Source organism: Lysinibacillus sp. RU7, assembly GCF_057837305.1.
In genome coordinates, this window is sequence record NZ_JBYQFK010000011.1 from 1 (window position 1) to 19,143 (window position 19,143).

14 protein-coding genes and 2 pseudogenes are annotated in these 19,143 nt (G+C 34.7%); 5 read left to right on the forward strand and 11 right to left on the reverse strand.

Annotation, left to right across the window (positions count from 1 at the left end; all coding sequences use genetic code 11):
- Positions 1-482: pseudogene (locus AC3II9_RS09590) on the reverse strand (hypothetical protein); the annotation flags it as partial.
- A gap of 779 nt (positions 483-1,261) precedes the next feature.
- On the opposite strand from AC3II9_RS09590, the gene AC3II9_RS09595 reads away from it, so the two are divergent.
- On the forward strand, positions 1,262-2,305 hold the full coding sequence (locus tag AC3II9_RS09595; RefSeq protein WP_391374970.1) for a type II toxin-antitoxin system antitoxin SocA domain-containing protein: 1,044 nt from the start codon (positions 1,262-1,264) through the stop codon (positions 2,303-2,305).
- 255 nt (positions 2,306-2,560) lie between these two features.
- Here AC3II9_RS09595 and AC3II9_RS09600 read toward each other — a convergent pair whose 3' ends face one another.
- Together AC3II9_RS09600 and AC3II9_RS09605 are read right to left on the reverse strand one after the other, a co-directional pair.
- Complete coding sequence (locus AC3II9_RS09600; protein WP_391374968.1) at positions 2,561-3,520, reverse strand: hypothetical protein; 960 nt, start codon at positions 3,518-3,520, stop codon at positions 2,561-2,563.
- A 422-nt stretch (positions 3,521-3,942) separates the two neighbouring features.
- Complete coding sequence (locus AC3II9_RS09605; protein ID WP_391374965.1) at positions 3,943-4,917, reverse strand: DNA/RNA non-specific endonuclease; 975 nt, start codon at positions 4,915-4,917, stop codon at positions 3,943-3,945.
- A gap of 660 nt (positions 4,918-5,577) precedes the next feature.
- Here AC3II9_RS09605 and AC3II9_RS09610 point away from each other — a divergent pair.
- A complete protein-coding gene (locus AC3II9_RS09610) occupies positions 5,578-7,692 on the forward strand; it encodes a hypothetical protein (RefSeq protein ID WP_391374963.1) in 2,115 nt (704 codons plus the stop codon).
- A gap of 94 nt (positions 7,693-7,786) precedes the next feature.
- Here AC3II9_RS09610 and AC3II9_RS09615 read toward each other — a convergent pair whose 3' ends face one another.
- The 4 genes from AC3II9_RS09615 to AC3II9_RS09630 form a co-directional block, all read right to left on the reverse strand.
- Positions 7,787-8,356 carry a recombinase family protein gene (locus AC3II9_RS09615; protein ID WP_391374960.1) on the reverse strand — a complete coding sequence of 190 codons (570 nt, stop codon included), beginning with the start codon at positions 8,354-8,356 and terminating at the stop codon, positions 7,787-7,789.
- Positions 8,357-8,359: 3 nt separating this feature from the next.
- Positions 8,360-8,689: a hypothetical protein gene (locus tag AC3II9_RS09620; RefSeq protein WP_391374958.1), complete on the reverse strand. Its 330-nt coding sequence runs from the start codon at positions 8,687-8,689 to the stop codon at positions 8,360-8,362.
- A 285-nt stretch (positions 8,690-8,974) separates the two neighbouring features.
- Positions 8,975-9,361, reverse strand: a complete 387-nt coding sequence (locus AC3II9_RS09625; RefSeq protein ID WP_489155168.1) for a hypothetical protein — start codon at positions 9,359-9,361, stop codon at positions 8,975-8,977.
- Positions 9,362-9,390: 29 nt separating this feature from the next.
- Positions 9,391-10,671: an RNA-binding domain-containing protein gene (locus AC3II9_RS09630; RefSeq protein WP_391374953.1), complete on the reverse strand. Its 1,281-nt coding sequence runs from the start codon at positions 10,669-10,671 to the stop codon at positions 9,391-9,393.
- A gap of 685 nt (positions 10,672-11,356) precedes the next feature.
- Here AC3II9_RS09630 and mntA point away from each other — a divergent pair.
- Entirely contained in the window at positions 11,357-11,767 is a 411-nt protein-coding gene (gene mntA, locus AC3II9_RS09635) for a type VII toxin-antitoxin system MntA family adenylyltransferase antitoxin (protein ID WP_391374950.1), read from the forward strand.
- Positions 11,760-12,170 (forward strand): type VII toxin-antitoxin system HepT family RNase toxin, encoded by a 411-nt coding sequence (hepT, locus tag AC3II9_RS09640; RefSeq protein WP_391374947.1) that lies wholly within the window; start codon positions 11,760-11,762, stop codon positions 12,168-12,170. The genes mntA and hepT overlap by 8 nt, the downstream gene beginning before the upstream one ends.
- 172 nt (positions 12,171-12,342) lie before the next feature.
- Here hepT and AC3II9_RS09645 read toward each other — a convergent pair.
- A pseudogene (locus AC3II9_RS09645) lies at positions 12,343-12,839 on the reverse strand (IS6 family transposase); the annotation flags it as partial.
- Positions 12,840-12,939: 100 nt separating this feature from the next.
- Here AC3II9_RS09645 and AC3II9_RS09650 point away from each other — a divergent pair.
- On the forward strand, positions 12,940-13,020 hold the full coding sequence (locus AC3II9_RS09650) for an IS66 family transposase (RefSeq protein ID WP_391375072.1): 81 nt from the start codon (positions 12,940-12,942) through the stop codon (positions 13,018-13,020).
- Positions 13,021-13,429: 409 nt separating this feature from the next.
- Here AC3II9_RS09650 and AC3II9_RS09655 read toward each other — a convergent pair whose 3' ends face one another.
- Genes AC3II9_RS09655 through AC3II9_RS09665 form a run of 3 tightly spaced genes read right to left on the reverse strand, consistent with a single transcriptional unit; the run spans position 13,430 to position 18,906 of the window.
- Complete coding sequence (locus AC3II9_RS09655; RefSeq protein ID WP_391374944.1) at positions 13,430-13,990, reverse strand: hypothetical protein; 561 nt, start codon at positions 13,988-13,990, stop codon at positions 13,430-13,432.
- Positions 13,991-14,008: 18 nt separating this feature from the next.
- Positions 14,009-18,778: a DNRLRE domain-containing protein gene (locus AC3II9_RS09660; protein WP_391374941.1), complete on the reverse strand. Its 4,770-nt coding sequence runs from the start codon at positions 18,776-18,778 to the stop codon at positions 14,009-14,011.
- On the reverse strand, positions 18,769-18,906 hold the full coding sequence (locus AC3II9_RS09665; RefSeq protein WP_391374938.1) for a hypothetical protein: 138 nt from the start codon (positions 18,904-18,906) through the stop codon (positions 18,769-18,771). Before AC3II9_RS09665 ends, AC3II9_RS09660 begins: the two co-directional genes overlap by 10 nt.
- Positions 18,907-19,143: the final 237 nt, after the last annotated feature.

The following is a 19,143-nucleotide window of genomic DNA, read 5'->3' on the forward strand; positions in this document are numbered from 1 at the left end:
TGAAAGAGCCCGGTTTGCATCATTTGCTGCAGGACATTACTGAGCACGTCTACTTTATTGGCGAGTTCATCTGGTGGTGCCAGTGCTGTTGTGGCAGCGGGTGGTTGTTTGACGATATAGCCATTTTCATCGATGCCAAGTAAGCGCTTCAGGCCCTTTACGCGATACTCATCTTTTAATAATAAAATCATCCGGAGTTTTAAAATCGATTTGAGATTCAACCGAATAATAGTCGCAGTCGTGGGATTGTCTGTTGTATCGTCGAAAATATAATGTTCAAACGGCTTGATATAGTAACGTAGCTGTCCATCTGTTATGTCAAACCAGCCGGCCACTTCAGGCGTGGAATAAAACTTCTTTTCGATAATGTCTGCTAGGTAGGGATCGGTATATAGTGTTTCTTCTAGTGGGGTATCTTGTAGTACAGAATAAAGAGGGTCATCCTGCAGTAACTCGATTATCTTTTCTTTCATCTCATTCATTTCGATCACATTCCTTCACACTCCATTTCATTCGATTCTAGGCTAAACTTTTCTATTCTTTTCTACTTTATTTGTATTCTATTCTACGAGATTCTATGCGTGGAGAGATAAATGATTATAAAAATTAGCACTCAGACGAATCGAGATAGGGGAGTAATTACTATCTCAATTTTTCAATCGTCTGAGTGCTTCTCTATTGTGTTTCTTCTATGATTGCAATACGTGACAGATGTTATATGATATAATTTGTTATCGATGGATAACAGGTGTGTTTGTAATATTATCCATAGATAGAGAAAGTATTTGTGCGATGGCTCCTCTTTTAAATTCATAGACTACAGCTAATTTGTTAGCCATGCAGAGGGAGAGTATTGAAAATGATTGACTCCCGATGCTGAAACATACGAATACAAGCTATATAAGAGCGTGAGGACCACCCAACCACTCAATTAATAGCTTAATTAGCCTTTACTGATTTCCATAAAATTTATAATGTTATTCGCCAACTAAATCTTGAAAATTATTCAAGTGGGCCAGAAATAAATACAAGTACTAATTGTCGGAAGCTTTTAAAAAGGCGGTGTGTGGTTTTTGGGTAAACGACTGCAAGATTTTGCTGGAAAGCCGGTTGGAGTCTATATAAAAATTTGCTGCGCCAAACTGAATGCAACGGATTTTGTTGCTTGTGTATCACTCTACAAAGCTGATTCTCTAATCAATCCCTCTCTTGCATAAGGGGGGGATGGAGTTCCGCTATACATATACGAGGAGGCACTAAGATGAAAAAGTTCTGTCTTGAATGCTGCGAAGATCGAGAAGTCACCATTACTACCCAGAAAAGAACACAGACGCTTCATAACATAGATATTACTTATGATGCTAAAATCTATATTTGTTCCGAATGCGGGATGGATGTCCCCGATGACGAACTGTACTCGATGAATTTACAGCAGGCGTATAGAGTATATAAAGAAAAAAATGAACTTTTATTAGCCGAAGACTTCCGTTATATCCGTGTTGCACTATATCAAATTACGGTAAGAACATTTGCGAAAATAATTGGTTGTAGTCCTGCAACCATTACAAAATATGAAAAGGGTGCCATTCAGACACCACAGCATGAGATGACATTTCGTTTGTTACGAAATCCTACAATTATGGTCCAATATGTTGAAAAAAATAAAGCGAAGTTAGAAGAAAGTGAATACTTTACTTTAAAAGAGAGATTAGATTTTTTATTAGAGGCACTTAGAATGGAAAAGATTTTAACGACAACAGATACACCATTGAAATTTCCTGAACTAAAAAGGGCGGAAGAAATATCAATGATTCCATATCAAGTAATGGAAGAATACTTTATTATACGAGGATATGAAGAATCGAAGAATGAATACGATACACTTATAACAAATAAAAAGCTACAAAATCTCTCCTATTTTACGCAAGGTTGGCATCTTGCATTTACAGATGAACCTTTAATATCTAATGATTTTGAAGCTTGGCGTCATGGTCCAGTTATCCATGAATCCTATCATAAGCATCAGCATCTTGGCGCTAATCCATTGCCACCAGTAAATAAAAACATAGTAGAACTTGGTTTATTGTCGTACCAAGAAGCTATATTAGATTGGGTATGGGACAAATATCATCATTTCGATGCTCAGTATTTAGAAAAGTTAAGCCACATTGAAGGCCCCTGGGTAAAAGCGCGCGTAGGATTAACGCCGATTGATGGATCTAATCGAATCATATCAAAAGAAGCAATCCATAATTATTTTAAAAATGTATATAAGGCAATAAAATTAATTAGATCCGCCTATTAAACTAGATGAATCCCGTTTATAAGCGGGATTTTTCTATTGTTCGACCTCCTATTCTATGATAATCTTCGTTACTCTTTTCTATTCTAAATATTAATTTTCTGTATTTTTCCACTCTGCGCTAATGTGAAGAAGTTTTTCAGGGCATTCGTAATAAATAGTGGAATGCCCTTGATTTTACTTTTCTCTATTAAACAATTTTTTCAAAATGCGTATTAAAATTTACGTACATTAGAAACTGTTAATAAAGCTTCTTACTTATAAAGGACTAGGGAAGAAATAGCTGTCTTTAATTCCAGAAGATTCTTTGTCGTGATAAATTAATCCTTTTTCTGCGTATGAATGTAGCGCACGTAACACATCGGCATAAATTCTTGGTCTACGACTAACGCTCTTTGAATATTCTTTTGGTACATTATAATGGTCTCTGATGATATGGCTAATGGTTGTTGCACTTGATATACCATTTACGACAAACTGATAAGCTATTTCTGCAATATCAACTGTTGTTAATTTATTCGTGAAAATAAATTGTTCATTCACAGATTGAACAACATCAAGTTTATCCTTATATTTTTGTTTTTTTACGTTCTCCATAATTTGTTTGAATTTTTCAAATTGTGTTCGCCGTTGCTCTTCCAAATACTGAACCTCTAACATTTTTAATAACCGCTTTATTTGACGATCTAATAACGGCACATTGTGGTCTAAATGCACTTGGACATCTGTTGGGATGACTACTTCATTCGATAATAACTCTATTATCTCATAACCATATTCGTTGTTTTGTATCTTTAATAGCAGTTCATCTGCTTCATAGTTTACTTCATGCAAGCCGTTAATGATTGCGTCAATATCCGACACATCGATATTTAAAAAATCAGCTAAATGATCTTTTCCGTAATGAATGCGTTTTTTAGTAATAGCATGTTCAACTATAAACTCATATCGTAATGTTTTGCCACAAGCACATTTACCTGCGCGATTGCCTAAACCATAATCACGATAGTCAACAATCTTCCAATCCTGCGATTGCTTTTCAATTTCTTCTAATGTAATATCATCGGTCATTTTTATAACGCTTACTTTTTCAGACTGCATGAATCTCATAAATAACGTTTTTCGTCCGACTTTCAAATTTTCCTCAATAAATTCCCGTTGTTGTTCTGTAAGAAGCTCTAGCAATTCTTTTCTTTTTTTGAAAGTAAAATTTACCATAATTAACCACCCCTTTTTTATGACAATAAATCATCGATTAATTCCGGTCAAATGCTTTGTAAAATGTAATAATCACTTATCACATTTCACCACTAATTACGAATAGCCGTTTTTCATAATGACCATGCCCCCTCGATATAGTTTGTTACATTAACTATATTTTGGAGGGAAGGGGAATTCAAGAAGGGATAATAAAAATATGTTGGCATCACGTGATTGCTAGCAGATCGTCGAGAAAATCACTCGACGAACAGCCAGCACCGTCACTCGCTAAAGAAAAGCGTTTCAGCGAATGACTATCACGGCATGCGCCCCTTCCTTTAGAAAAGGGATTTTATTTCTGGATGTGAAGATCATTCGCGATTTGACAAAAACGACATCCAGTCTGTTTTAAAATGAATTACTTGCTTCAAGGTAGATGCTTACTCGCCCACCATACCATCACCATCTCGGTCATCCATATATGGATATAACCAGTGATCACGCGTTATTGGCATGCTATAACCTGCATCTTTTGCTTCTTTTATTGTAACCTGTCCATTACCATTTGTATCAACACTAGAAATATCACCTGTTTGATTTACATTAGATACGTTGGTATTAGTTTGGTTTGAGTTTGAAGGTTTGCTACCTGTTAGACCACTGGAAGCATTTACTTCGTCAGGGTTCACGTTATCAAATTGATCTACAACCTTGTTACCTTTTATCGTATACGTGTACTGATAACTAGAAGGTATCTGCGTTGACGTATTTGGATATGTGATAATGGCTTCAAAATTTGTAGCCCCGCCGGCTTTACGGATAGAATCTTCCATATAAGCCTGATCGCCATGTCGGTTAAGTACAGACTGTTGAGGTGTGATATTATATGCATTTGATACGCCACCTAAAGAATCTGCAATCACATGCCCTTCATCTAAATCAGAACGCTCAACTCCCGGAACCTTTGCCTCGTCAGAACAATATCTACCCTGAGATGTTACACGTTCACTATTATCATCTTGCAGGATAATTTCATCAGCAATGACACGTACTAATTGGCCGTATTCATTGGTAAATGCCCAATATTCACGTTCGCCATAACCAATATCAACAACAACTTTGGCTTCACGATGACCCGATTTGTTGCAACCATCTACTTCAATCAAATTGTATCCTGCGAACAGTTCATCATTTGATTGAGCTGAAGTTTCCTTTGTTACTGCTTCTTCTTCTGCTAAATCATCAATATCCGTAGTGATCGGCTCTTCTTTTTGGCTGGTTTCATCCGTATCAACTGTGCTTGATTCTTGTGACTCCGTTTCGCTATCTGTAACGGATGTATCCTCTACCTCGGTACAACCAACCATAAGGATAAGTGTTAAAAGTAAGACTAGATAGTTTATTTTCTTTTTCATTTCAGGACTCCCTATAATAGATTTAATAATACTAAAGTATATTCTATCATATGATTTTTCTTGTTTTGTTTTCTATAGTATTGAAGCAGCTAGCACTCGGAGATGTTCATCTTAGGGGTAAATAAATTGAAATGGCATCACGTGATTGCGACATGCGCCCGGAAAACCTCTAAAGAAAAGGGATTTTAATACTGAAACGAACGAAATAGTGACTGGTTCTAACACGCGATTTGACAAAAATGACATCAAGTATGTTTTAAAACGACTTACGCAAGCAAGGCTATGCCTCGCTTGTGCTCGCTGTTTTAACATACTTGTGCAGCTCTAAGCGATTGGCGTGGTGGAAACCTGCACCACCACACCACTCACTAAGAGCTGATTTTTGTAAAATCTGTTTTGAGGTTTTTAAAAAAAGAAAATATTGACATTTATTTTAATTATATGTAAATTAATGTTACAAGAATATATGATGAGGTTATTGCAAGATATGCACGAAGAAGAAAGCATTGAGTGTAACCAAGACATTATATTACTTACTACTACCGTAAGTGATAATGATGCACAGTTTATAATTGGACTTAGTAGCCACACTGTGCTTATACAGTGTGGCTTTTTGTTTAGCCTCATATATATTCAAACAAATATTTGGAGGTTATAAAAATGCAAAAAGTTAAATTTTCTTCTAAAGATGCTATTGAACGGAGAAATAGTGTACCGTCTACAGTTGTAATTGCACCTACTGGTACAGGCAAGTCTACGCTTTGTAATACAGTAATAAATTCAAAATTTGCTTCTGTTTTATCTATAGGGGTTGGCGAGAAAAGTCAAACAACAAAATTATCAACGCAATTTATATTAGATTCACGTATTGATAATGAAAATGAATTCTCATTGTTATTGGAAAAAAAAAGTGTGGATTTAAAAGTGATTCAACAAGAAATTATAACAAACGTTTGTAAGATATTTTTAGAAAATGGATTTAGTAGTGATGATTCTATAGAGAGCTTTGATGAGGAAGTTCTTGAGAAGATTATCTCACCAGAAAATGCCTTATATGATCTTTCGCAAATAAAAAATGCCTTGAATACAGAAGAACTTGTGAAAGCGCTAGGTCCTATTCTTAAGCATATTGAAGAATCATTTAGTGAGCTAGTATCGGAACGTAGGAAAAATATTGACAGTAAGAATATCTCGCTTAAAGAAATTCGAAGATTTGTTTTTGAAGATTTATGGGATAGTGCTAGTGAAGAAGATAAGAAACCTTTATTACATTGGCTAAAAGAAGTTGAAATGAATATTGAATCAGAACTAGTAAGTTTAACAAAATCTAAAGCAAATGAAAATCAAGAGATATTAATTACTAATCGGATTTTAAATGATGAGCAAAAAATATTTTTAACAAAGTTATATGACTCTACATCTGTTTATAGTTTAGTGGTTAAAGATGTAAAATTTGCATGTAAACCTCATTCAGAGTTAATTGAAGTCCATAATGATGAATACCCATTCCGATTTGCAATTAGAGATACAATGGGAATTACACAAGGAGGAATTGATCCTGAAGATATCAATTCAGCATTAGAAGTAGCATTTAATTTTGATTCGGATTCAATTTTTATGTTAATCAGCCTAGAAGAGCGTGATGATGTTATTCAAACAAGTTTAGAAGCAGTGCATGCTAAATTAGCAGACTTAAAAAAGCGTAAGGGTACAGAAAAACCTATATATATCTTATTTACAAAAGCAGATAAATTAATTGAAGCAAAGATAGATGGTAGGAAAGATAGCTTAACGGTTTCTCAATCTGATTATGATCAACATATTTTAAATGTAATTAATGAAGTTGAAGAAACTATTGCAAAATGGAGAGCAAAATTTAAAACAATGGAAGCTAATACGCATTGGTTATCATTGCGATATAGAGAATTAGAAATTGATCCAACGCAAAAGGCCTTAAAAGATCAAGAACAATGGTTAAATCGTTTTAAACCAAAGGGATTGTATAATTTTGTAAATAAAATCGCTAAGGAATGTCAGTTGAAATTATTACCAATGGGCCAAGAGCATCCGTTACTTGTAACACCTAAAAACTATTATAAAGATATTATTAACGTAGTCTTATCGCCAGAGGAAGTTTTACCAAATATTCAGTTCATTCGAGAATTATTGATAAAATATCCTAATAATGTAGACGAATACTATAATAAAATTGTTAATAATGAGTATAGATATCATGGTAGAGCTGTTTCTACTTATTGGCGTAAGTTATCTCAGGGGGAAGGACATAAAACAAGGTCAAGAGTGTATGCAAATTTCAATTTGAATATGTCTGGTTTAATTAGGAAAGTAATTGAATCAAATCAGTTGAAAACTACTTTAATTAATGCATTAAAAATTGATACATCTAATTTAACTGAAGAAGAATTAAAAAAAGTTACAGTGTTCTTCAATAAACAAGAGCTTGTTTCTAACCAATCTTCAGACGATTTAAGGAACTATTTGGAAGTGTTGATAAAAAATTATTTAGATGAAAAGGTATTTTTATACTATTCGATATTGATTACAGTTGCATATCGTTTATCTTATGAAAATCCTGATATTCGTCATATTCTAGAGAAAGCATATTGTAAATATATATCATATGACCAATCTTTAAGGGAAGTACAAAAAGCATTTTATGAAATCTTCAAAGAAGATGCATTTTTAGAAATCTTAGTTCAAGAATGGAGAACTGCTGTAAATCATGTGATTAATAAATCATTTGTAGTTATTTAAGTGAAGATATAAAAAAGATATATAACTTTTAAAGGAGTAATACCTTGGGATTTTAGGCGTTTACTCCTTTTGTATAATTAATAATATAAGATATTTAATTGAATTCTTTCAATACTTTATAAATTGTACTTCTCCCAATCCCATACTCCTTCGCAATATCAGTAGCACTTTCACCACTTTCAAACAGTTTGATTATCCGGCGTTTTGTATCGGCATCGATAGCAGGGCGTCCACCAAGACGACCACGTTTTCGTGCTGCCTCTAAACCGGCTTTTGTACGCTGCTGAATAATATCGCGCTCAAACTCGGCAAAGACGGCAAGCATGCCAAACATGGCACGTCCGGTAGGGGTAGTTGTATCGAAATGATCGTGAATGCTGACAAAGTCAATGCCACGCGCACTCATTTCATCTGTGAGTTGGTAAAGCTCTTTTGTGCTGCGTGCGAGGCGATCGAGTTTATAAACCACAAAGCGATCTCCTTTTGTCGCTGCCTTCAGTGCGTGTTGCAATTCGATTCTTTCTGTTTTGCGTGTGGAGATTTTTTCAACATACATAATCAGTTCGAGCCCTTGTTCCTGGGCGTACTTTTCAATGGCCATTTTTTGCATATCTAAATTTTGATCGTCTGTGCTAACACGGGCGTATCCGATGATGCGGGACATATACTACACTTCCTTTTTAATATAGGTAGATTTTTGATAGGCAGCGAATCCGAAGTGTTGGAATAGTCCACCGATTGTTGTGAAATTACATGGAGCTGCTTTAGCAATTGAAGGAAATGTTGCATTAAACCATTCCCTGCTAAATGTATTAGTGGATTCAAGTTGGTGATAGCATTTTTCCAGGACGTCATATGTTACTTTTTTTGAATTTCCATTTTGCCCAATTGAATAATAAAATCCTTCTTGGTCCATTTTCAAAATGGAACTTTGTACATTTGGCTTTTCAAATTGTAATCCAGGTATGATAGATTGTTTCAAATCATTAAAAGACATAAAATAGCCTCCTTTTTGTCTATAACTATACGTTTTATATAATATTAATTATAGACGAGTAAATAGACAAAAACAACTAAAATAGCCCTGCTCAAACGTTGATTTGAGCAGGGCTTTGAATTCGTCTATAAAACGGTGGATAAATGGAATGAAGTTGTAATCTGAAGTAATTAAAATTTGTGACTAACCTTGTTTATTGATTATTTGATCTAATTTTTAATAATCGATTAATCAATAAAGATACCCGTCACCATGAAAGGTAACGGGGTTATATACGCATTTCATTTATTCAACAGTTTCAGGATAATATAGTTCTTTTCGCAGACAAACATCCTTATGACACAAATTTTCCCCTTTAAACCGTAGCCAAATCTCATCATCTGCCATGACACCATGTGTTTGTCTCACAATGCCCCAGCGATTATAAGCTTGCATCCCTAGGCTTTCCAAAAGCTCTTTTGCATTTGCTCGAGTAGGGGGGAACGTACGCCACTTCAACCATTTTTCTAGCTCTTCTAACGTAATATGACCTTCCATGTTCGGTGAAAACTGCTTATTAAAGGTTGTAATGTAGTTTATAACGTAGGGTGTTCCGCCATTTGCAGGCTTTAAATCTACCGTAGCAATTACATCATCCATCCACATCACATCAAATTTCATATAATCAATCATTTATTACACTTCCTCTAGTTAGGCGTAGTTTAGTCCTTTACTTTATACCTTGTCGTTGGTCCGCTACCAATGCGAATGATACGACCATTCAGCATTAATTCTTCTAGTATCTTTCGGACAGTTCCTTTACTCTTATCTAAATATACCTCCAGCTCTTTTGAAGTAAATTCAGCATGATTCTTTAACCAATCGAGCAGTAATTCATCTTCGGTCGTCGGTGTATGTGGTGTTATTTTAGGTAATGTCACAACAAATGCATTTGGCCCAATTTGCCATGAAGGTTTTACAGGACGATTTTTATAGCTTTCAATCATACGCTGTAAGCCTGTTCCGTAGCTTTCAATCCATTTTAAGCGGTATAAGACATTGGCTAGTTTTGGATTACGGCTTTGTGAAATACCAAGTTCAATATCTTCTGCTGTTAAGCCTTTCACCAGTCCACCAACAGATACGATTTCAATGCGGTTTTGGAATAGATGAATTAAGATACTGCCACTAAAGCTATAATCTCGGTGTGTTACGGCATTAATTAACGCTTCACGTAGCGCGTATGATGGGAAGCTTTCTTGTTCAACACGCTGAAGCCCTTCAAAATGAGCAGACTTAGCATTGTAAAGGTTCATGTATTCAAAGGCTTGCTCTACTTGTGTAAGGATTGACCCACTAAATTCTTTACGGTCTTGGAATTCTAGCTTGTCATTCCCTAAATAACGAGCACATTTAATCGTATGTTCACATTGATCCGAGAAAAGCAGACCTAAGTTTGTATAGTAACCATCCTCTGTGATTAAACCAAGTGTACGCTGCTGTTCAGGACCAAATTTCAGTGCTTGTTTTTCAAATACAGCAGTGGCTTCCGTAAAGCTTAACTCCTGGTGTAAGCTACGCATGGTTTCAAAGTTCGTTCCGTCTGATTCCATAATCATTTGACGAATATTTTCCTCCGAGGCATTGGTGACAGATGTCCCATAGCGAATGAACACACCAGATGGCTTCATCCCTTTACTTTTCAAATGATACGGACGACGTGTCCCACGTGATACCGAAACTTTCACGACTTCCTTCTCTTCCATTGTTTCCACTGTTAAGTAGGTGTGCACTAAAATGTCGGGTTGAATACTATCATGTAGCATACTTGAAACGGATTCTAACACGTTATGTGCATGATCTAGTCCAAGAATTGTCCCATCATCATCAATCCCGATATATAAATCGCCACCTTGTGTATTGGCAAACGCAATGATTTCACGTTTAACGGCATCTGTTAATTCACGTTTAAATTCAACGGTCGGTGATTCTTTCATCTGCATACTTCTCACCTCTATCGATTATTTGTATATATAAATGGTAATCGATTATAATCGATTAATCAATTAATTCGATTCTCTAGTTAATATGCATGGAAGAATTAAACATATGAACGCGCTCTGACATGCGTATATTTAAATATTAATTAAACGAACCGGCTACTTCCGATGCAGAATAGAGTTACTTTTCAATAATGTCTGTTAGGTAGAGGGATTAGTATACGGTGCTCCTTCTATTGGGGAACACATAGTACAGGGTAAAGAGGGATATCTTGTAGCATCTCTATTATCTTCTCTTTCATTCGTTTCTTTCGCATTCTCTCACACTTCATGTTGCGCTATTCTACGCAAAACTTTTCTATCCTTTTCTACTTCGTTTGTATTCTATTTTAGGGCATTCTATGCTATAAAATGAGCGCTCAGATGGACCGAGATGGGGGATTGCACACTATCTCGATTTTAAATATAGGTGTCTTTAAAAGTTTTGAATATCAATCAGTTCGTGCTCCAAAATGGGTATTTGGGAAGATATTTGCTAAGAACTAGAGGCAACAGATAATTTAATCAACTGTCGCCTCTGATTTTTATGGTTCTAACAAATTATATTTGCACCAGAATCTTCTTCATGACATGTATAAGTGCGGTTTCTTCGTCTAAGCTTTATAATGAAGAAAAGGACGGTGATAGCATGCTAAATAAAGTTACCCTGCAGCAATTAATCAATACGATAAATGAACAACTAAATACCGATTTCATCATTTTGTTCGGATCATTCGCAAAAGGGACTGCACGCGAAGATAGTGATATCGATCTTGCTTATTTTAGCGATCAAAAGCTATCATCCTATGAACGTTTTACGCTTGTTGGCGATTTAGCTGCGATTGCTGGTCGAGAAGTGGACTTAGTCAATCTTAAACAAATCGATACCGTATTTACGATGCAAATTTTTTCTGAAGGTGTACCGATTTATATAAAAGACGATAACGAATTTACTCGTCAAAAAATGCGCGCTTACAGTATGTATGCCACACTAAATGAGCAGCGAGCCTCTATTATTGAGGCAATTAAAGAACGAGGAAGTGTATTTGGCGATGAATGATGTGATTCTAAATAAAACAACAACGATCGAACGTTGTGTGAAGCGTATTCATGAGGTGTACGAAGGTAACCCAGCTAACTTAACAGATTTCACAAAGCAAGATAGTATCATCTTAAATATTCAACGCGCTTGTGAAGCGAGTATCGATTTAGCGATGCATATCGTCAGCGAACGTAAGCTTGGCATACCGAAAGCCAGTCGCGAAGGCTTTAAGTTATTACAAGAGGCTGGGTTGATTGATTCTAATTTAGCGAAAACACTAATGAACATGGTCGGCTTTCGTAATATTGCTGTACATGATTACCAAGCGTTAGAGCTTGATATATTAGAAGCCATTTTAGAAAAGCATATTGATGATTTTAAGAAATTCACAAAAGTGGTTTTACAAATGGAGGAAAGTTGAACTAACCCCATTTATACAAGTCGGAAAACGATAAGATAGCGTTCAGATGAATCAAGATGGAGGGGGTGTTCACCATCTCCATTTTCAGATTGTCTGAACGCTTTTTAATGGGTTCTGGTGCAAATATAATTTGTTAGAGACATAACACCTAATGCTCCTTATCATCTATGAATTATGATACTCCCCCAAATAATCTATGTATGAATTCAATCTCGTTTTTGACAGAATTCTCCCTTTGGGGAAGTTATCCTTTTTTGAGCATATGCATCACTTCTACGCCACAGATAATCGGTTGTGCTGTTCCAAACGTTTTTAAACCTAGCATAGAACGGACAGCTTCTTTATAAAGCGGTAATCTTGCTCCACGATATCATTCAAGTACTTCAGCTGTTGGGTCCGCATACGCTCTGGAATGCTTTTATCCTTTTTTATTGCTATTGGATAAGCTGGGTTCTTATCAACGGTGATAACACGAGGCTCAGACACATGACTAGACTGCAAAGCTTTCTTGAGAAAATTCTTTGCAGCCTGTTTCTCCCTTGTTTTACCTAGATGAAATTCAATTTTGTTCCCTTCAGAATCGACTGCACGATACAGATACATCCATTGTCCTTTTACTTTGATGTATGTTTCATCGACTCTCATAGAAGTAGAGGGATTTTTCCAATGGATTGACCGTTCTCCTTTCTTCGGTAAAAACACGATTACCAAAGCAGTGGAATACACATTGGGCTGAGCGAATGAGTTAAAAGCCTTCTTTAACAATGGATTGGTCACAATCGATAACAACCTTGTTGAAAATGCGATTCGCGCGAATGTCATCGGTCAAAAAAATTGGCTTTTTCAGTGAGTGAAGCAGGTCAGAAAGTGAATGCCATTTGTTTAAGTTTGACGGAAACAGCCAAAGGAATTGATTTTTATAGATATCTGGTGAAGTTGATGATAGAACTGCCAAATTTCCAGGTCCATTAGGAACCTGAAATTTTACATAATTATTTGCCTTGACCTGAAAATATCCATACTACATGTGCAAAATAGCCAGCTTTTCTGAAAATTGTCACAGAAAGCTGGCTATTTGTTGTGCGTACCGTAAAAGTGCGTTAATTTTTATATTTCAGGCTTACCTTACAGTGTAGTAGTGTGCGATTAAATTTTTATTTAATTTAGTATCGAAATTTTAAAAATTAAATAGCTGTCTCCTGTAGTTAAAATAACGCTATTTGATAAGTAAAAATGCCTAGTCTAGATAAAACTAATAGTTAATCGACTTGATACTCATATTCATCAAAAAAATTATTAATGATTTCTCTTTTACTTTTAAATTTATGATTATTAGTTGAAATCAATAGGCTTTCACAGTCATGACCAATACAAATGAAGCTTTGATCTTCTGGAATTTGTATTTCTGTTTGTGCTAAGTTTTCAATGTCAGTAAATATATTATACTTAGTTGCCCACGAAACTACTAAGCCCATACTAGCTATTGTCAATGCTAAAGTAAGGAATTGTTTCAATTGATCTTCGCTTTCAATTTTTATAATTTTAAATAATTTATTATAATCCTCATATTTTATATTATGTTGAGCACATACCTCTTTAAATTCTTTTTTTATAAAATTCTCGATTTGTATACAAAAATATAGTGGGTAGCCATTAATCTTTTTCATCCAAATAGGTATAAAATCTTTATGACAATCATGCAAATTAAAACCAAAAGTATCAATAGTATATCGAGTGGGGACACCGATAATAAACGGCATATTTTCAAAATACCCTTGAATATTTTCATTCTCTATATCCGAGTATTCAAAATAAATCATGTAATCACCTCATTGTTTTTACCAAACCCAAAAATGCGTTTTTGCTTGTATTTTACTAAATGTGTAACCTTTTCTATATTGTTCATTCCATCTGAAAACATAGTGTTGTTTGGGATTTCCAAGATGATAATGCCATGCATTTTCTTTACGTTTTCCGAAATATACAGACGCATACTCAAACGAAAATATACGTCTATCACCTTTTCCAGATTTTTTAACAATACTTACTAAATTACCTTTTCCGAAATTTATATTGTAATCTTTTGTGTATTTTTTGATATATTTGTTAATATTGCTTGATACAATGTAATTTAATTCTTTCATTAATTTTGGTCCATACCTCTTAGCTAAATATTTTAAAATCGGTATAACTGTGTATTGTAGTAATTTAATGAGGACAGGGTTATTACCATCTGTATCCACAAATATAATTGGATTGTTATTAGCATAATTATATCCATTCATTGTAATGGGCATTTCCTTATCACCTCTATATGCATCGAGTGATAAGAATACACCTGTATCTGGATTGTAGTAACGTGCCATTAAGTAATACAGCTTTGTTTCTTCATCATAACGGTAGCTTGCGTAACGGTAAGGGTTCACACTTGCCATTGTACCTGTTTGTGTTAAGATATTGCCCCATGCATCGTACGTATATTCAGCAACCACTGTACCATTTACATCTGTTAAAGCTAATACATCGCCACGATAGTTCGTTAAATAGTTATATGTTTGATTATGGTACGTCATCGTTAACGGATGCCCATTTAGGTCATATGTGTAAGCTTTTGTCACCGTACCACTTGCGTTTTCTTCAAACAATACATGGTTACTTGTCCCATCATAACGGTAGTACGTTTCAGTGCTGCCAACTTTACTATAGATACGACGACCATTTTCATCATATTGATACGTTGCGACTGTAGCTCCTGCAGTAGTTTTCACCGCTGTTAATTGATCTAATACATTCCATGTATATTGGTAGTGACCGTCATTTGTTAAGTTACCATTTACATCTACTGTATAGGCTTGTGAACCAGCTTTTGTCATTTGATTCGCTGCGTTAAATGTATAATTCGTTGTCGTCGTTACACCATTTTTTACAATAGATTTTGCTGTACGATTGCCTACTGCATCATACTTATAATTAATCACTTGTCCATCTGCCAACTGCTCTTGTGTTAATTGGTTTACTTCATCATAGACATAATTTGTAGTGCCACGTGTATTTGTAATACCTAAGATTTGCCCGTTTTTATCATACTTATAGGTATTGGTTAACCACGGTGTCGTGCTACTTGTGGTATACATTTTTTCTTTCTGTAACTGGCTACTATTTTTAGTCGTTCCATCTGCTTGTGTAAGGACATAATCGTTTTCGATTGCAGATTTCCCGTTCCCAAATGCTGTTTTTGTATTTAATCCATTCGCATCATAATTGAAAGTGGCTAAAAGCGTTGCGTTATTTTTTAATGACGTTACTTGATTGTTCGCGTCATACGCATAAATTAAACTATTTGAACCATAAGAAAGCGTTGCTAATTGCTCATTATCGTATGTATACGTTATTTGATTAAGGTCTAGATTATTGAAGCGAATTGTCGACAATAGTCCATTCTCTAAAGCCTTATACTGGACTGTTTGATTATTCAACAATTGTTGACTTGTTGTAACTAAATCTTTTTCAGTTGTAGTATAGGCTATTACTCCGTTTAACTTCGTACTACTTTGACCTGTTTCTACATTTGTTTCATATGAAATCAAATCACCATTGGCCTTTTTAATTGAAGTGAGATCCCCGTCTTCATTATAGCCATATGTTATAACTTGATTTAATGCATTCGTTTCCGATTGCACTTGATTTTTAGCAGTGTACGCGAGTTTCGTTTGCGCATTCGCTGCGTTTGTAACTGTTGTTAAATTCCCATTCGCATCATAAACGTAATTTGTGATTTTATTCGCAGCATCTTTAACTGTCAGTAATTGATCACTTCTATTATACGTGTATGTTGTGACTTGGCCTTTCCCATCTGTTGAAGAAATTAGATTTCCTTCGCTATCTGTTACGCTTGTTGAAGACGTCCCTAATGCATCGTCTGTGTTTGTCGTTGTTTTACCACCATTAACAAAATCGGTTGTAAATGTTTGTATATCTCCCTTTGGTGAAGTAATTTTCACCAATTCACCATTTGCACTATAGGCAAAGGTCGTGATCTCATTATTCGTTGTTTTTGTACTCACTAAATTGTTCTTACTATCGTACGTATAAGTAGTTATATGACCTTGCTCATCCGTAGATGTTAAAGGCGATTGAAAGCTATTATACGTTGTGGCAGTTTTGACATTTGAAGAATCTAGCGTTGTTAAAACGTTGCCACTGCCATTATATGTGTAATTTTTTGTGTAGCTCGTCCCGTCTGAATGATTCGTTACTTCTTTCGTTACATTATAATTAGCGTCTAGAGTATACGATTTTTGTTCACCTGATGGAAGTAAAATTCCTGTTATAACAAAGTTACTATTTAAGAAGTATTTTGTTGCTAATCCTTCTGGTGACGTAACAAGCATTTCACCGACTGTACGATCTAATACATACTTAGTAGTAGCATCAATTGAGCCATTTGCAGATACTGAAGCAATATCTAAATTACTTGTATATGTGAAGGTCGTCGTATATCCTGATGGATCTGTCACTTTGCTTATTTGCGTTTTTTTAGCTGTCTTTTCATAAGTAAATGTAGTAACTAAATTTTCTGTAGCTGATTTTTTCTCTGTTACACTTGTTAAAAATCCATCTGTATAACTATACGTAAATTTTTTATCTTTTTTAGTAACAGAAGCAATATATCCATCTAGGTTATAAGTCAATGTAATCTTTTGATTCGTCGAATCCGCATTTGTATGAATACTTGTTAATTGATGTTTTGTATTATAACTATACGTAATTGTATTTCCGTTCAAATCTTGTTGATTTGTAATATAGGCAATTTTTACGTCTGTATCTTTCGCAGATTCTCTTACTGTAAAGAGTGTCTTAATTCCTTCAGGAGATGTTAAAAGGTATTCTGTATTTGATATTTTGGTTAATTTATCATAAATACCTACAGGCGATTTGTAATTCGGTACTGAAGTCGTACTCGTATCTTCAAACAAATGCGTTGTTCCATCTTCATCTTTGTAGTAAACACCATTGTCCTCTGTGCCAATATACAGTTTTTGATCCCCTGTAAATGACCAACCTACACCAAATGCTGAAGTTTCCACATCTTTACTGTTGTAAGTACGTGTGAAATCTAACCCGAAATCCGCATAGTTTAAAAGAGACACATCATTATATTGTAAAATATTATTTAACGTACCTAAGTTAATATACTGTGTACCATCATTTAATGGATGAGACGTATAATCCCAATAGCTTTCTAAGCCTAAACGACTTGGTGTTTTATAGGTAATTACTAATTTAGGTTTGTATTGTGTAGTTGTGGAGTAGGCACTACTCGCAAACTTCTTATAAACCTTTGTTGATTCATTTGCGCTCTTTAATAAAATACCATAGTTACTAGAAGGCGTATTTACCCATTTTTCAATAGAACTTACAGGGATGTTCCACCTTGTCAAACCATTTTCAATAGTAGGAACTGCTGTTATCCCTGAAACAGTACTTAATGGGGTAGAAGAATAATCTCCACCTGCTGTTGCCCATTTTGTATAAGGTGTAATTTCACGATATGTCCATGAGGCTTCATTTTCTTCCCAGGTGCTTGTCATTGCGTGTGCATTAATATTTATACCCGTAGCAGCATTATTAGTAGATGTTAGGTGCAAACTTAGATCAGCTGATAATATATTTACAGCTGTTGGAATACTAGTAAGGTTAAATTTTAATAAGCTACGCACGATATTTCCATCTGAGGCGGTTCCAATGCCTAACTCAAAGTCATTTCCACCTGTCGTAGTTGGAAAGTTACTACGAATGGTTGTGTCAGATACTGTTGCATCTGTTTCATTCTCTGAGGCATCTTGTAGACGTACAATCATTGGATCAATAACAATAGGATATTGACGTTCTTTAGCAGAAAGCCATTTCTGATTAGGTATTAAATCAATGAAAAGTTGATTGTTTTTTTCACGTGTATTCATTTGAATATCGTAAGATTTTGCTTCTTCTGGGACAGAAGTGACTCCTTCTACTGTTTTAAAATTTGTTGGTTTGTAAGCATCATACATAAATGGAGCTTCAATCATGTAGACGGATTGATTTGTTTCTGGATTATATAAATAAATGGTGTTATCTATTGCTTTATACGATAATCCTTTTAAATCTAATGTATAGGTAAATTTTTCTGGTAAGCCATTTTTCGGATAGGATTCTAAAATAATGTCTTCTTTGACATAGTTCTCACCAACCGTATATGTAGCTGAAATATCTTCGAAGATTTCAGAGTAAGAAATTTGATTATCTTTAACTTCGCCAGTGGAAGGTTGCAAAGATTCTATACTATTATTCACGACTTCGGTTAGCTGTAAATTTACATTGTAGGTATCTTCATGAACTTGTAACCCTGTTGATTGAGACGTTAGTTTTTCATTGAATTCAACTGTAAAAGCATTATCTGCATTTTTGAATTTCCCTTTTTTACTAGGAACTAAGTCATTTTTTATTTCTTTCCATTGTCCATTATTGTCTTGATAATGTTGAGGGATTTGTGTAATTTCGGTAGACAAGGTGCCATCTAAATTATCATACGTTTTGGAAAGTGCAGTTCTTTCTTCTACTAATTCCACCCGTTCTTTCGTTGTTTCTTTTTTTCTTTAAAATCGTCCTTACTTTTTGCTTCAGCAAAATTCCCAAATGGAATAAATGCAAGTAGCATACAGAAGACAATTAAAAGGTTAAGAGATTTTTTGAACATATTGTGCTCCTTTTAAATATATTATTAGATTATACAATCCGATTTATTATATATTTGTTATATTTTTAATTAAATGGTCATAAAAAATCATTTTATTAATATAAACTTAATTCTTTAGTATGTGTTTTTTTAAAAAAATTCCATTTTATTTAACGGTATAAATTTACTTTCAATCTAAAATTGGTTTACTGAATTAAAAATTCCTGAAGTTTTTCTATTTATTATGAGGAAAAATAT